This window comes from Vibrio hyugaensis (assembly GCF_002906655.1).
GTDB lineage: Bacteria > Pseudomonadota > Gammaproteobacteria > Enterobacterales > Vibrionaceae > Vibrio > Vibrio hyugaensis.
In genome coordinates this window covers 1,289,866-1,305,337 of the sequence record NZ_CP025795.1, presented here as the reverse complement: position 1 = coordinate 1,305,337, position 15,472 = coordinate 1,289,866, and the positions used below count along the sequence as shown (strand labels likewise).

At 39.5% G+C, this 15,472-nt stretch carries 11 protein-coding genes; 8 read left to right on the top strand and 3 right to left on the bottom strand.

Features of this window, described 5'->3' with window-relative positions; translation table 11 throughout:
* A complete protein-coding gene (locus C1S74_RS22915; RefSeq protein ID WP_045401992.1) occupies positions 1 to 861 on the top strand; it encodes an HNH endonuclease in 861 nt (286 codons plus the stop codon).
* Positions 862 to 1,371: 510 nt separating this feature from the next.
* Here C1S74_RS22915 and C1S74_RS22910 read toward each other — a convergent pair.
* Entirely contained in the window at positions 1,372 to 2,247 is an 876-nt protein-coding gene (locus tag C1S74_RS22910; RefSeq protein WP_045401989.1) for a BrxR family helix-turn-helix transcriptional regulator, read from the bottom strand.
* Between the two features lie 284 nt (positions 2,248 to 2,531).
* Here C1S74_RS22910 and C1S74_RS22905 point away from each other — a divergent pair, with 284 nt between their 5' ends.
* The 4 genes from C1S74_RS22905 (at position 2,532) to C1S74_RS22890 (ending at position 9,030) form a co-directional block, all read left to right on the top strand.
* A complete protein-coding gene (locus C1S74_RS22905) occupies positions 2,532 to 6,290 on the top strand; it encodes an ATP-binding protein (protein ID WP_158652393.1) in 3,759 nt (1,252 codons plus the stop codon).
* Positions 6,287 to 6,928, top strand: a complete 642-nt coding sequence (locus C1S74_RS22900; RefSeq protein ID WP_045401984.1) for a condensin complex protein MksE — start codon at positions 6,287 to 6,289, stop codon at positions 6,926 to 6,928. The genes C1S74_RS22905 and C1S74_RS22900 overlap by 4 nt, the downstream gene beginning before the upstream one ends.
* Positions 6,929 to 8,170: a hypothetical protein gene (locus C1S74_RS22895; RefSeq protein WP_045401982.1), complete on the top strand. Its 1,242-nt coding sequence runs from the start codon at positions 6,929 to 6,931 to the stop codon at positions 8,168 to 8,170.
* A gap of 227 nt (positions 8,171 to 8,397) precedes the next feature.
* Positions 8,398 to 9,030, top strand: a complete 633-nt coding sequence (locus tag C1S74_RS22890) for a DUF7281 domain-containing protein (RefSeq protein WP_156145325.1) — start codon at positions 8,398 to 8,400, stop codon at positions 9,028 to 9,030.
* A gap of 48 nt (positions 9,031 to 9,078) precedes the next feature.
* On the opposite strand, the gene C1S74_RS22885 is transcribed toward C1S74_RS22890, so the two are convergent.
* Positions 9,079 to 10,704, bottom strand: coding sequence for a TIGR04141 family sporadically distributed protein (locus C1S74_RS22885; RefSeq protein ID WP_052437315.1), 1,626 nt, complete (start codon positions 10,702 to 10,704; stop codon positions 9,079 to 9,081).
* A gap of 245 nt (positions 10,705 to 10,949) precedes the next feature.
* Between C1S74_RS22885 and C1S74_RS22880 the strand changes: the two genes are divergently transcribed.
* From C1S74_RS22880 to C1S74_RS22870, 3 genes are all read left to right on the top strand, one after another.
* Positions 10,950 to 12,005: a hypothetical protein gene (locus C1S74_RS22880; protein WP_045401976.1), complete on the top strand. Its 1,056-nt coding sequence runs from the start codon at positions 10,950 to 10,952 to the stop codon at positions 12,003 to 12,005.
* A 98-nt stretch (positions 12,006 to 12,103) separates the two neighbouring features.
* Complete coding sequence (locus tag C1S74_RS22875) at positions 12,104 to 13,786, top strand: AAA family ATPase (protein WP_045401973.1); 1,683 nt, start codon at positions 12,104 to 12,106, stop codon at positions 13,784 to 13,786.
* A 2-nt stretch (positions 13,787 to 13,788) separates the two neighbouring features.
* Positions 13,789 to 14,967, top strand: a complete 1,179-nt coding sequence (locus C1S74_RS22870; RefSeq protein ID WP_045401970.1) for a hypothetical protein — start codon at positions 13,789 to 13,791, stop codon at positions 14,965 to 14,967.
* Between the two features lie 23 nt (positions 14,968 to 14,990).
* Here the strand turns inward: C1S74_RS22870 and C1S74_RS26945 are convergent, their stop codons facing one another.
* Positions 14,991 to 15,434 carry a hypothetical protein gene (locus C1S74_RS26945; protein WP_231578917.1) on the bottom strand — a complete coding sequence of 148 codons (444 nt, stop codon included), beginning with the start codon at positions 15,432 to 15,434 and terminating at the stop codon, positions 14,991 to 14,993.
* Between the last annotated feature and the right edge of the window lie 38 nt (positions 15,435 to 15,472).

Genomic DNA, 15,472 nt, shown 5'->3' with positions numbered 1-15,472 from the left:
ATGTGGTCTCTAAATTTACCAGATAACGAAAACAAACTAGGAATTATTAGAAAAGCCCTAACTTATCAGGATGGAACCTCAAAATACGCTTTAAGTGAAGTGGAGTACGAAGCTATCGAGTCTATCTATGATAGGTATGAAGAACTTAATGGAAGAGTTCATGAGGATTTGTTAGCGCCTAATTTATCAGAAGATACTAAGTCAGCTATTCACGATGGATACGGAGAAGTACAAGAGGGCAGACGTTTAGAAAATTATCGCTCTGAGCTTTTACTTTCTGCAGAGCGTTGCCCATGTTGTAGTATTGGTCCGGCTGATGAACTTGATCATCACTTACCACGATCTATATATAAATCTCTAGCCTTATATTCTAGTAATCTCGTACCTATGTGTCATAAGTGTAATAATAAAAAGAGAACAGCGGCAGGAACTGAGCCGTCAAATAGTTTTCTTCATATTTACTATGATAAGGTTCCGTCAGAATATAGGTTTTTCTTCGCTAATGTACAAATTGTTGATAACAAGCTGAGAATTTCGTTTGAATTGGAGAACATCGAGCAGTTAGATGACAACTTGTATGAGATGATGAAATTTCAATCGACTAGAGTTAACTTAAATCGTAGATTGTTGAAAGAGATTAATATATTCATGACGTCATTTTACGTATTAATGGAGCCTTTATACTCAAAAACATCTGATCCCGAAAAAATAAAAACTCTTTTGCTCGATGGAGAAAGGCAGTATAACCAGAAAATGGGTATGAATGATTGGAGGTCGTCATTACTATATGCTCTAGCAAATAATTTTGATTATTGTAATGGTGGATTCAAAGATATTGTAGGTATTGAAGAAGCGAACTGAAAATTTTTTGACAAGTGATTCGCAACGTGGCGTATTTTGTTGCGAATTTCACATCCCTAGTTATTGATATTTTAAATGCTTAATCGTAGTCTACTACTCATATGTCAAGGGTGCGACATGGTTGGGTTTTAAATACCGATGCTACAAAATACTCGATCGAAGAGCTTGTCAAAAACTCCCCAATAACAAAAAGGCGAACCAATCGGTTCGCCTTTGTCTATCAGATTCTACTGATCACAGATAACTAAGATGGAAACTAGCTAGCTTTCTAAATCAGACATCTGGAATACTTCTCAAAAATAACCAAGTTGCAAACTCCCACCGCTTAATGGCAAATGAAGCCATCAGGTTTGGTTAACTAAGTTGAAAACTCTCTCTTCAATAGAACTCTCTCATTTAGAGTGATTGTTCAGTTCGTAAAACCCGAACCGCACTTTACGAGCCGCGAGTTCGTAATGAATCAGCCGCTTGTTTTTTTAAGCAACTCAATATGCTCAGGGCTTACTTACCTCAAGCTTTATCATCTTTGTTCTGTATAAATCCAGGTACTAGGGCTCGAATAGAGTCAACATGCTCTAGCTCGTGTCTATTCATCAACTGCAAGTTGAAGGCATGCGGCGGCAACGAAGCATTAGGCGTACAGTCTACGTGGAGGTCATTTAGCACGTAACCAGCTAACGCTTCATTGGTTGTAATGTTTCGCACGTATTGACCCTCCATACCTAGATCAATAGCTAAGTCATTTCTATTTTCATGCTTAGAGTGCGGTGCAACACTTAGGACAACGTCACGGTTCCAAAGAGTATCGTCCTTTATAGTCTTGTCGTATGAGCTGTCAGTTTGCTGAGCCTTAAGAATTCGACTGACTCTAAAGCACAGGAATTTACGTCTTTTGCTGTCCCAAGCACGGATGTGCCAAGCCCCAAGTCCTTTGAATAGAGAATGAGGCGTCAGGGTTCTAGTCTCGGTGCTAGTTGAGGAACTATACAGGACAGAAATACAGTGTTTATTCAGAATCGACCTTGTGACTTGAGAGACGATATCAATAGATAGTGAATCCAACACTGTCGCAAAGCTGCTTACACCATAAGTTGTTACTGGAATGGAGTTAAGCTCCTGACCCCATGCTATTAACCTCAGAGCTGCTTCTGGGTCATGCTCAAAAGCTGGGCTAAACGATGCTGACCTCATGTATGCTCGCAGGCTTTCGTTGAAAACCGTGTTGTTGGGAAAACGTTCTTTGTAAGCATTAAAAGAGCGGCTTGCTGTTGCAACGGCAATATCACCGTGCTGAATAAGGTCGGAGCGATTCACTTTCCCAAAGAAGCAGAGATAGAAATCAATAAGCCTTAGTCGTTTGGTTTGTGGAGATTCGACACAACGCACAATGATTACCCTTATCAAAATGAACTGTACTAATTTACTCTAACGAATCATTTGATTCCAGTGTAATATGACACTAGTTGATTCTTTGACCGCTAGTAGACACGACACACTTGGCTCTTTTGGGTGTTGAGGCATTTCTATCTTAAACGCAGCCTCTTAACTCTGGTGGAAGTTGGAAGCACAAATAATGGACTTACTTAGTGGCAGCCGAGTCAGTAAGTTTGTTGTAGAACATTCACTAACCGAGGGGTTGAGAATATCTCTACCGCGCTGTGATGAAAGAAATGAATAAATCTGAAACAAAAAGCTCAAAACTACTAGGGATCGTACTTTTCCACTCCTTTATCCCTGGGAAACTATTCAAGGTCAAGGCTATCGGGCATAGCAACAATACGGGTGATAACGGAGCTGGTAAATCCACTTTGTTAAGCTTACTTCCAGCGTTCTATGGAGCCGATCCGAGTAAGCTGGTAGATAGACAAGCGGATAAAGTTTCCTTTGTTGATTACTACTTGCCCACCCCAAAATCTGTCATCGTGTTCGAATATGAAAAGCTTGGTGAGAGAAAGTGTTCTGTAATGTATCGAAATGGCTCCAGTGTCGCTTATAGGTTTTTGACAGGAACCGCTGAACAATTGTTTTCTCAGCATTTGTACGACGAGCTAATTAAGCAAGGAAGTGAAACTCGAACATGGCTTAAAAACCTTGTGTCTCAGTCAATGTCAGTAAGTTCGCAAATTGAAACTAGTGTCGATTACCGTTCAGTAATTCTAAACAATAAAAAGCGTTTGGCCCAAAGACGCAGTGCGGGTAAAAACTTAGTAGCAATCGCCCATGAGTACTCGTTGTGTTCTGCGAGCCATAACATGAATCATATCGACATTTTGACGGCGACAATGATGCGTCACAAGAAGATGTTGAGCCGTTTTAAGACGATGATTGTGGACTGTTTCTTGAACAATACATCGATGGACGATGTTCCATATAAGAAAGAGTATATCAACCTAGCAAATAGCCTAGATGTGTTTGTTCAACTAGACACTAAAAAGAGCAAGTTCGATGAAGCAGTTGCAAGTAAAGACAGCCTTGATGAGTACATCAAGCAACTAAACTCCTATCGAGCTCAAATCGCTTCTTATCAGCGTCAACTGGCACTAAATGACACTCAGTTGTCTGACAAAATTCGTTCGCAGAAGGAGTTGCACGGCTCCCTAGTCAGTGAGAGGAAAGATAGACTTCAAAAGCTTGATACTGAGTTAAGCATTCATCGGACTGAGTTTGAAAGGAAATCCAAAGTAGTTGATGCTATTTACAATAAGCGTGACAAGTACGAGAACGAGGATGATATTTTAGAAAAAATCACGCTTTACAATAGCTTGAGTGACTTGCTGAAGGAAGCAGAATCTGCAAGGAAACATTATGACAACTTACTGGAAGATGTAGAAACCGAAGAAAGTACGTTTAACAGTCAGGTACAAAAATTGGAACTCGAATGTGCTAATTTCCGCTCCAGTAAGCAAAAAGAGATCAATAACATACTTAACACTAAGGAAGAGATATTCGAGCAAAAAAACGACCGCTTAGAGGCGATGCAGAGTGACCTCAACCTTCAAAAGAAAAAGTTGCAAGATGAGTTTGATGAACAGTCTGACAAGATAAGACAAGAACAATTCCGACTTGCAATTCTAGAAGGGCAGTCTTTAGAGTTCACACCAGAACAAAAAGGCGAACTACGTAGTCTGGAAAGTGATCTTGAGAGTAAGCGTGAACAACTTAACGCTTCCCACAATGCAGTAATTCATTTGAATGAGCAACTACGTCAGGCAGAGAAAAATCATGAGAACAGTCTTTCTACTTACCACACATGTACTAGCGAATTAAAAGAAATTTCAGATGAAATTGTTTCTGTTAGTCGTGCATTATTGCCAGCAAAAGGATCGCTCAACGAGTACCTAGATCAAAAAGTGCCTGATTGGCGCGGCAATATAGGCAAAGTAATCACTCCTAGTTTGTTAAATGCGAAAAACTTGAAACCATTTTTCGACCCAGAAGCTACGGAGTCGATTTTTGGTCTTTATTTGGATCTGGATTCAATCGCACTTCCTGATTTTTGTCTGAGTGAAGAGAAGCTTTCAGAGCGATTAGAGACTCTAAAAATCAAGGAGTCAGAAGTAGAAGTTCGGCAAGGTAAAGCGAAGAGCAGGGCCAAAAGTGATGAGCAAGAAGTAGATAAGCTTCACAAAGAAATAAAAATTCAAAGTCAAAGAACAAAAGTCTTTGAGGAAGAACTGAGCAAGCTCAATCTCCTGAAAGATCAAAAAACAGTCCAGTTTGAAAGTGATGCTGAAAGTCGTACATCTGAAGTTAAGAAACAGAAAAGCGTACTAGAGTCGCAATTTTTCGCTATCAAGTCTGAGCTGAAAGAAAAACTTGAAAACGAAGAACAGCGCCATCAACAGGAGCGTGTTCAGGTAAAAGCTAACTTCGACTATCGTTTGTCAGAAGAAGACGCGAAAAAAAGTGCTATTGATGATCTGATTAAAAATAAAGAAAAGATAACTTCAGACAGAGTTAGTGACTACAAGTTAGCGTTCAACCAGGCGTTGATGAATAAAGGAGTGGATCCAGTTAGCATCGAAAGAGCCAAGTTGAACTGGGAATCCCTCGAGCGCCAATGTGAGGAAATAAAAACATTTCAAGCTTTAATTCACGGTTATGGTACTTGGCTAGAATCGGAATGGAAATACATTGATAGCTATAATTCTGAAATTTTGGTTTTAGAGCGCCAGATAGCGAGAGGTGAAGCGAAGAGAGACGACTATGAGAAGTCGGTAAACAAAAGAATTGATGAAGTATTGTCTTCAATTAAGTTAGATGAAGAAGAACTCATTACAGTCAAGGAGGCCATAGCGCAGCTTACTACTTGTACTAACAGTCTAGAAAAAGCGGTCGATGAATCGGATTTAGCTAACGTAGAGGATGTCTCTGTAGATTCGGAATTTCATTCTGTTGAGCACGCAGTGAGTCTAGTGACGGATAAAATCACTGCGATTAACACTCTTAAGAAAGAAATCGTTAGTAAAGTAAAAGACGTAAGTAACACAATCTTAGGGTTGGACGACAACAATGAAATAAAGATGATGTGGGAACAGATGCGCTCTGCGACCATGACGAAGCTCTCAGAAAATTATGACTATGCTATCAACTACGATAGTCCTCAATTTTCCCTTGCTTGCTTGGGAGATCTTGAAGAGCTTGTCCTTAACGTGATTCCAGATGTTAGGGACGTTAAAATTGAGACACTTCGTTCAATATCGACTCAGATTTCTAACTATCACCAAACCCTTAAACAGGTGAATAGTAAAGTAGATTCAGTTTCGAGCACTTTGGACAAGTCGATTGAAACGGGCAATCCTTTCCCTGCTATCGACAGCATACATATCAAATTATCAAGCAAGATACATACTTTTGATCTTTGGAAAGACCTTAATCTATTTAGTGTCGAATTGGATAGATGGTCAGGCGAAACCTCAAGAGGTCTACCTTCCAAAGCGTTTCTTGCTTCCTTCAAGCAACTGTTGGCTTCATTTAAAGAGGCTCAGATATCTAAAAACCTAGAGTCTTTGGTCGAGATGGAGATAACGATTGTTGAGAATGGACGCCCAGCAGTGGTTCGGAATGATGAAGATTTAGAAAAGGTCGGCTCCGAAGGGATTTCCAAACTAGCTATTATCGTTGTTTTCTGTGGGATGACTCGATTCTTGTGTCAGGATGAAGACGTTGCCATTCACTGGCCGCTCGACGAATTAGGGAAAATTTCTATTTCTAACCTGGCTATTTTATTCGACATGATGGCTCAAAAAGGTATTTGCTTGTTCACAGCTCAGCCAGATCTGCATCCAGCTACTTACAAGTACTTCGCCACTAAAAATCACATCGTGAAGAATGTAGGTGTCAAATCATTTATTGGTGGACGTAGAAGCAGAGTCAATCCATTGCTTTCTGAGTCGAAACAAAATCAGTCTACGGAGGTGGTTGAATGAATAAGTTTGAATCGGTTTTCCGAATGCTCATGAGTAAAAAGGTGATATGTGAATATGCATCTCCTATTGAGTACACATACTTATCCGATACCAGAAATCGAAGTGACATGAACCAATACTTGTCTCGAATAAGCATGACAACAGTCGAAACACAAGACGGCCTAGGTTTTTACTGTGGATACGAGAACATCGATAACACTCGAAAGAAAAACGAAGTTCTCAAAGACTTTGAAGTTTTTTCGCAGACGATGGAAGGAATAATCGCTTGGCTCAAACTAGCCCGAAATATTGATTCAGACTCCAGACCTATCATGGCTGGTGGCAAGCTTTCGGAGTCAGAGTTACTCGCAGCAATAGAGGAAAGTAACTCACTTCAAAATCAGCTTGATCATATTGCACACAAGCTTAAAAGAGCCCATAAAAGCAAAGAGAGTAAAACGAAGCTGAGGTCTATCTTAGATTATCTTGTCCAAGAAGGATACTTTGTATCTCCATCATCAACTGGTTCTCTCTTTATCGCTACAGCGAAATGGTCATTGCTTTATGAGACTTTGGAGTTTATCGCTATTAATGAAGGGATGCTGGAAAGTGAAGCTGATGGTGGAAATGAATTAGATACTCAAATGGGGTTGATTTAGATGTCTCGACAAGTGGAGTCAAAAGAAGCTGTGCGAGCTTTAAGCACTCATACTGAGGTAGTAGACGAGGCTTGCTATGAGCAAGCTGGAGTACTTCATCATAGTGAAAGCAATAAAGCTGCAATTGCAGCACTTACAAAACATCAGTTGGCATATCACTTAGATGATGAGCATGGAGTCCAAGTTCATTCGTCTGTTAAACGTTTACTGGATAGGGTAACTAGTCGTTATAGATTCAGAGAACGTCATGGTGAGTTTTCTAATCAGATTGAAAACTTGGATTATGCCGTTGACAGTTACCGACGAGTTAAGGACTTTAATGACGATAAAAAACAACACTACTTAGATGAAATTCGAGAGATAACAGTCGAGATAAATGACGCCTTAGTTGAGACCGTATCTTCTTTTCATAGGATCGTTGCTGATGAATTTAGCATGGTCACTGATGTTGATGACAAAATTCGCCAAATCGGTCGATGCAAACGTGAGATCGGTAGAATCAATAGTATCTTCGAGCATTTAAGTGTGAAAAAGCTAAGGGAGTGGGTACAAACTGACATTCACCTTGAGCGAATTCTTTTGAAGCTACTTAAATCTAAAATCGATATAGCATTGAAGGACTTAAATGTATCAAACAAAAAAATGGTCGATATGTTGGCAAAGCTTCAGCGAGATAAGAAATCTTCCAAGCTTAATCGCATTATTGATGTTTTTGCAGCTAAGTTCCAAGATGACAAAACCTTTTCGCCATCTATAGATTCCATTGAATGTTTGCCTGACTGCTTGTCTCAGGGTTCGGAAACAGAAGTACGAGCCTACGGAAATACTAACAGTGACATTCAAGCTGATGACTTAATTGGTTTGGCTGTAAGGGCTCTTGCTAGCTGTGAGAGGAAAAAAGGTAAAGCTTCAGATTTAGACAGTATCGAAATTACGGATGTCCGTGAAGATGAAGAAGAGTTTGAACTAAACGAGGTAGATGAAGCGCTAGAGTTAATGTTTGAGGCAATAAAATCCAACCCTAACATTCTCCCTCTATCTGCTGCGCAAAGCTATACACTGTTTGATCTCGATATAGAACTGGAGGATTGGCTTTTACTGGTCGATGGTTACATTAGTGCGCAAAAAGTCGGTTTGAAGAGTATCGTTCAAATTAAGGAAGAAAGAGAAGTCGTATTACCTTATGACGGTAATGTTATTATTAGTGATATTGTTTTTGAAACAATCGGAGGTGCTAAATGACGCTATCTCTATCGCTAATTAATGCTGCTAAGAGGATTGTTGTTAATTCAAGGGAGAGGATTCCTGCCAACAAGTCCAATACTGAAGTTTGCAGGCTCGTAGAAGTCGGGGCTGTTAGTGGCAATTCAATTCTTTTATCCCGTTCAGAATTGAGGGAAATTGAAAAGTATTTTACTTCAACATTGGGACAAAATCTTCTGACCTTTCAACAGAGTAGCAACTCTCGGATGGATACTGCACGCCCTGGTATTAGCGAGAAGTCTGCAAAAGGTGGTGTGTTTCAGCAGCTCATTAGCTTAGCTGGTAATGTGAATATCCCTTTAAAGAACCAGCCAGATGTACCAAAAGAAGCTAGGTATGTAGCTTCTGTAGAGTTGGATGATCTAGATTTCCCGCGTTTTAGCCGAGTACTTATTATCGAAAATGGCGAGCTAATGGTTCGATGGAAAGATGTTGTACTCTCTTTGCCAGATGAATGGCAATCCGCTGTGCTCGTTTACCGTGGTCACGGAAAAAACCAAAAAGACCTACCTACTCTGATTGAATGCTTTGACAACAATGCCGTTGAAGTAGGCTTTTTCTATGATTACGATCCAGCAGGCTTGGATATGGTTGAGCAGCTAAGCAATGCTCAGCACTATTGGGTTGTCCCTGCCTTAGATCTGGAGTTATTTCGAAGTATCAATAAGCTCGATGAGTTTTTGAAACAACTAGAGCAGCTTGACAGGCTCAAGAGTAGAGATGTCAGCGCATCGATACGAGAGCATTTAACTTTCATTGAGAAGAATACATTGGCAATAACGCAAGAGCACTTGATCAAGAATCAGTGCCCTCTGGTTATCGAAAGGTTTATCGAATAAACATCTTCTAATTGAATCTCGCTAGACCGAATCAAACATGTGCAATTCCTAAGCTACTCGTTTTTTTGGTTTTTTTTGCGGTTTACCTTTACCTAAAAGTTTAGCTCCATTGTTGATATTGATTTTTGCAATCGAGACATTGTAATTCATTGCTCTGAGGCTTTGATATGCATTCTTTAAAGTTATCTTCGAGAAAAATGGTAATTCATCAGGTAGTATTTTGTCCGTATAGATTGCATAAACTATCTCATACATTGTTGAGTCAGGGGGAATAGCTGTGTCCCGCAATGAGATAGAGGGTGGTAGTTTCTTATTTAAGTCTACCCTAAATTGTTCGCTTTTTTTGAATGCTTCGGCTGAAACCAACCCCTGAGAGAAGAGGTGAGATAATGTACTTGAGCCAGAGTACTTTTTGACGTGTATCAACGTAAACTCGTCTTTTATTAGGTCACAGAACTCAACTCTACTAGATCCCGTACCTAGAGGAATAAGCTTTTTATCCATCAGATCAAATCCATGAGTTTTGGACACTGATTCGTTGTAGTCCCCCTCATCCGAGTGATTGAACTGGGGCAAAGTGCCGCTATATAATGGTATTTGTGCTACCTCTAAATCAATAGATTTAACAAAGTTATCGTCAACTTTGTACCAAATGGCATTTCGCAGTATATACGTTTTCCCATTTACCGTTATTTCAGCAGCTAGACATCGAAAACCACTCCAAGTCATCTGTGTTTCGTGGAGCGCATTTCTTACGTAAATAGAACTACCTCTGATGTCTTCAATATCAATAGTTGTTTTGTTAGCTGTTAGGAAGTCATAGTATTTATCAATACTGAGAAACTGATAACGAGCTGCTTTCTGGTTTCCAGCGAAGGAGTAACCGTCAACTTCAGAAAAATCTACTATTTCAGGCTCTATGAGAGCTATTTTAGCGAAGTTCTTGAAGTTGATGTGGCTGACTAGTTCATCGTTGAGATCTGTAATGAGTCTAGGGTCTTTAATTTTTCGTACATTGTCTACCCACTTGAAGTCGTTGGGTAGAGGAGTACCATAATAAACTAATGCTTTGCGTAGAATGTTTGGCAGGTCGGACAGTGAAGCTTTGACGTTAATCTGGAATGAGTCCCTTCCTGTAACAGAAGAGCCAAATGTTCCCTCTGTACTTTTGCCAGTGATGGCGTAGAGTAAGTCTTTATCAGGGTCAACAAGCATTTCGTATAGATCGACGCCCAGCCCACTTTGAGTTCTTGAGCTTAAAGGTGTTCTCTCGTTTGTTGCTTTGTCTAAACTGTGAATGTCTTCAGGAGCAATCGAGTTTAATGCGACTCTAAGTCCGAAGTCTCGTTCAATAGATTCATCATTCATTAAGTGAAAGCCTTGCCCCAAAGTAACTAAAAATGTTGCCTCAGGTAAATTTATGACAAGAGCTGCACCAGTGCTTTTGCCAAAGCCTATTTGCTCATTCGATACTTGCCCCGTTGATGTGAGTAGAGAGGCCCATTGCGGTGGGTTATCTTTCTGCTTTTTGATGTAAAGGGAGCAATTGCCTCCAGCCAACTCAAGGCTTACGGGTTCTTCTGCACCACCAAGCTCGATTATCGAGGAATGCTTGGCACTCTTGTCTTTAACTAAATAAATAGTCAACTTTACTGTCTTTGCCTTGTTCATCATATTCAACGTTGAATTAAATCAATTGCATATACATTACATTTTTGAAGGTTATAATTCAATCAGTTGTGTTATAGGGTTGCAATCACTGCCCCAGATATAACTATTTTTATATTCTCGCCATTAACGAATGAACATTTGATTTCTACTTACACAAAGCGGTTGTAAGGTAAGGTGAGAATTGTGGTGTTAGTAGCATTTAGAGTACTCTGAAATTATTAAGTTGAGTTTAGTAGCAAGGTGTTGAAATGCGACCAGAAGAAATGCCTGGGTACTCATTACCCACACTCGCAGTATGGCCCCAGCCATGGTACGAAGCGGGCAGATGGCAGATGTATGATCTCAAACTTCAATATGATACTTCCCTTAAATGGTACAAGAGCTTCGTAAAGACGGCATCAGGTCATGTGAAAGCCGAAGTTTATGACAATTATAGCTTAGCTAAAATCGCTGCGGAGGAGAGGAACAAAGGCCTAAACACTGTTGTGGAACAAATCCACTTAACGCAAATAGAGCGAGATTCATTGCGCTTAAAGGTTGAAAAAGCAGTAGTTCGGCAAAGTCGTTTGTTTGGTGAAGAAGAGTTAATGTTGTTGGAAGGAAAGCGTCGTAATAAAAACTATCCCAAGCCAAATGAGAAGGAAATCGTTTTACCTCCGAATTCTCAAGCACTCTTACCGCCTTTGTTAGCTCTCTTACGTGACATGCCTTATCTAAGATTTGTTCGACTAAAGCATCATGGGGTCGGCCTTATACGAACAGGTGATAGTGATTGGTCAACAAAGATCAAGGATAACAAGCAAACTGCAAAATACTTTTACCGAGAGCAAATTGCTTCTGCTTATCAGATGAAAGGAGAATGTCACTGGGGGAAAACTAAAGCTAAGATTCGTAAGTTGCTACTGCCACAAGCAAATAAATTACTTCAATTAGCGAGTGTCAAAAGAATGCTGCTAGAAGCAGAGCTAAAAGGTAATAAGGTAGTGGTTGCATCAGGGTTCGTGTTTTGGTTTGAAGATAATGAAGACATAGGGTGGGTCGTCAAAGAGGCAAGTTATAGCAAGGCTGATGAGAATGGTAATACACTTTGGAAAACAGGGAGTATTCTTTCTAAAAACCATGGTCGTATCGTTGTCTTACCTTATGTGAAGGAAAATGGAGAGTACGTGCAAGGGCACACTAAGAACGCTCCGTTTGATGGAAAAGCAATCCCTCGACACTCTAAGGAATATTTAGAACTACCATATGAAATTCTCGAAGATGATTTGATGATAGGTTTATTTGGTGAACTAAAGTATGATTAATGGAAGTTTTAATTGATTGATTTTATGTTGGTTTTTGCTTTTTGACTAATGTGCGATCACAGAACTGCAATAGCTAACTCAAACAGATAGAAAAAATTATGAAACTAGCTTATGTATACGTAGAGCAACACAATGTCCTTGAAGAGATCGGGGTCAGTTTATCAAACTCACACCGAATAACTTTCGAGAATAGGACGCTATGCCTTAGACGTGTTGAGAACAACCTAGATTATTACTATGGGATTCAAAGTACTGCGATTGTAGGCAAAAATGGTACTGGGAAAAGTACTTTACTAGATTTCATAGAGTCTTCGTATGAAGCTACGGACTCATCTGGGTTCTTTGTGTGGTTCAACGATAAGGAAAAAACCTACCACATTTGCCCTATCAACTATGACATTGAGTCTATTGATATTGAGTCGTCGAATACCGTTAAAGTCAGCAGCAACTATCGAAGATTTCTTAACTATCATAAGGTGAGGTTGATTAAAGCTAACAACTTGTCTGGAGGGGAATCAAGTACGATTTCTCGAAGGACACGAAAGAATGTGTTTTCGCACGATTTGACCTTAGCTCAATACAAAACAGGAAGCTCTACAAAGTTAGCCGAGCGAATATCGCGGCTAATGAGCTTTTTTGCGAACAGTTCTTGGATGGCAACAGAGAAAAATATCAAAGTAGAGTTTGAGTTTTTTTTCAAGTCTTCTTCCTCTACTTATCTCAAGAATCTTTTAGCAAGAGAGCAAGTTGAGGTTGATTTTGACCTTACACCTAAAGAAATTAAACTACTAGAACATATGCTTGTCTCTAAGCCAACACTCGTTTCAAGCTCGATAGATGATCCCAAGGTATCTTTATTTTCAGAACTGCTACGTGCAAACCTTCTGTCGGCCCTTCGGTACGCAACAAAGTACTCTTCATTTCGAGCGAGCTTACAAGATTATATGTTCCTGAAGCTTCTTGCTGGTTTTATGTCTGGGAGGTTAAGTCTTTCAGAACCAGATAAAGTGTTAGATTTATTACTTCGCAGCGACATGTATGAGTATTCAGAAATGAAAGGCGTCTCTCATGCCGATGCCCTTATCGTATGCAAAAGATTTAATGATGTTGTTAGCATTATCAGTGATATATCCGAGTGTATAATGGCTCATAGGAGCGATGTTGGGATTAAGGATGCTGATAGGATTGTTTCCTCCCAGACTTCATTCATTATTGATTTGATGATGTCTATATCCAAGTTACCTAGTAATGTCGTATCTAACTTTCACTATGGTTGGAAAGGGTTTAGCACGGGAGAGTTTGCAAAATTGAATTTGTATGCTCAACTTTTTTACTACATCAAAGATAAAAAACGTGACCATTTAGAAAGTCATCTGATTGTAATGGATGAAGTGGATCTGTACTTACATCCAGACTGGCAGAGGGAGTTTTTGGCGGACACGCTAAGCTTTTTAAAAACAGAGTATCCTACAGAGAGAGTTCAGTTTGTTGTTACTTCTCACTCTCCTATTATTATTGGGGACTTCTTACCTGAAGATATTGTTTCTCTTTACCGTGAATCAGCCAGTGCTCCAAAAGTTGGAGAATCGTACGGGTTTGGTACACAGATATTGCAGCTTTATATGGATGGTATGCACTTAGAATCTACTTTCGGTAAACATTCAAAAACATATATTGACAATATCTTAAACAACAAGCTAAATGGTGAACAGACTGGTTTTGATAAACTGCTGATTTCTAAAGTAAAAAATCCAAATATTAAGCTAATGCTAAGCGAGTAGTAATGATTTATTTGAACGCAAATTATGCTGAAGATTTGGTGAATCGTTACGAGGGTGTATGTAAACAGTACATGCGCGATAGGATAAATCGAATTGTGGAAGATGCGCCTGAAGAATATAGAGATCTACTTGAATGTTTTTTTGGTGAAAGTGGATTAAGTATCCTTATTAAGGGGGACGTACAGTGTCTGCAATTAGCTTTTCAGGAAATTTTTGAAGAATTACCAATTCTATCAGAAAGATATAATCGGAAGGTTTTCTTTCAAAACTTTGCTTTTACTTTTGATCCAACTGACTACAACATTCGACGCAATGTAGACAAAGATAGAATCGTTCTTTTAAAGGATATCGTTATAGAGTGCATCGATGAATTTAACTCCACTAGACGCTCATTACTCCTTGAGTCCTACAGAGAACAGTTAGCTAATACTGTAACGCCCAGAGATTTGAGAGACTTATTTAAAAAGCTGACAACTTTGACCTCTGGTAGTTCTAAACTTTCCGACGCTCAGATTGATTGTTTTCCAAATTGGGTTAATGATTTAGATAGTGCTTTTAATTATGATTACTTAATTCAAAGTTTTGGTAGAGAGATAGTCCAAAGTCTCGAAATTAGCTTTTGCCCATATTGCGCTGAAGAAGTTATTGAGCCATTCGATCGATATAGACCTGCGATTGACCACTTCTATCCTAAGTCGAAGTATCCATTTCTATCCCTTTCTTTATACAATTTCGTTCCCGCAGGAACTCGTTGTAATAGTGACTTCAAGAAAACAAATGAAATGTTGGGGTACTATCATCCACACGAAGAGCCGTTCCCTCAAGAGCAGTTGTTTGAATTCTCTTACCCTGTTGACCGAAGAATATCGAGAGAAGATGTTGAAGTGCTAGTTAAAAGTGTTGGCTGCGGTGCCGATTTAAGCGTTAGCTTATTTGAATTAGAAGCAAGCTATAATAAATTTATTTGTAAACAGCAGTTTATAGACTTAATTGAACGCTATCAGTATCAAGAATCTTTAGGGCAACAAAACTTAGAACAGTGTTTAAATAGTACAGAGAACCTAAGACGTCTATTAAATCTAAATTTGTCCGATAGTCAAAAAAGAGTTCAATACCAAAAATTCTTAGTTGATGCCCTTAACCAAATTGGTGGACTAAATTATGTTGTTAATAACAGATAAATGATGCCCATTTCTGAGTGTGATTACCAATTAAACCAGTCCTCAACGAACACCTCAAACAGCGGGTCATCAATCAAGTCACAGGGCTTAGCGGTTACGTATTTATGACTTTGCGCTTCTGCTGAGACCAATCTCTCGTAGCCTTCTAAGTCACCTTTATCTAGGTATTTAGAAACTAATGCTGGTGGAGCAACTGCTCGCTCCACCAATACCGATTTCTCGGAGACCATCCAAAGTAGAATATCAGTGTCGTCTCGGCCTTCTCGCATGAGACTAAGATTGTTTCTAAGGTTATCTATAAGGTTAAAATGCTCATCGAACTGAAAGGACGGGTAGTACCTCCAGCCGTTCACATTGATACAAAGAGCGTTGTGCTGCTCTTCGGGTAATTCCTCATGAGAAATTAGTTCTAGGCCGTTGAGAAGCGAGACAATAGCTTTTAATCGCTTAGTTTCGAGCTTATTCATCAGATCTCCTCACAGCGATCATTGCGTTGGTCATCATA

What these genes read in the sequence shown, in the direction of transcription:
- C1S74_RS22915 (WP_045401992.1), top strand. Translation starts at nt 1, where the DNA reads ATGTGGTCTCTAAATTTACCAGATAACGAAAACAAACTAGGAATTATT.
- C1S74_RS22905 (WP_158652393.1), top strand. Translation starts at nt 2,532, where the DNA reads ATGAATAAATCTGAAACAAAAAGCTCAAAACTACTAGGGATCGTACTT.
- C1S74_RS22900 (WP_045401984.1), top strand. Translation starts at nt 6,287, where the DNA reads ATGAATAAGTTTGAATCGGTTTTCCGAATGCTCATGAGTAAAAAGGTG.
- C1S74_RS22895 (WP_045401982.1), top strand. Translation starts at nt 6,929, where the DNA reads ATGTCTCGACAAGTGGAGTCAAAAGAAGCTGTGCGAGCTTTAAGCACT.
- C1S74_RS22890 (WP_156145325.1), top strand. Translation starts at nt 8,398, where the DNA reads ATGGATACTGCACGCCCTGGTATTAGCGAGAAGTCTGCAAAAGGTGGT.
- C1S74_RS22885 (WP_052437315.1), bottom strand. Translation starts at nt 10,704, where the DNA reads ATGATGAACAAGGCAAAGACAGTAAAGTTGACTATTTATTTAGTTAAA.
- C1S74_RS22880 (WP_045401976.1), top strand. Translation starts at nt 10,950, where the DNA reads ATGCGACCAGAAGAAATGCCTGGGTACTCATTACCCACACTCGCAGTA.
- C1S74_RS22875 (WP_045401973.1), top strand. Translation starts at nt 12,104, where the DNA reads ATGAAACTAGCTTATGTATACGTAGAGCAACACAATGTCCTTGAAGAG.
- C1S74_RS22870 (WP_045401970.1), top strand. Translation starts at nt 13,789, where the DNA reads ATGATTTATTTGAACGCAAATTATGCTGAAGATTTGGTGAATCGTTAC.
- C1S74_RS26945 (WP_231578917.1), bottom strand. Translation starts at nt 15,434, where the DNA reads ATGAATAAGCTCGAAACTAAGCGATTAAAAGCTATTGTCTCGCTTCTC.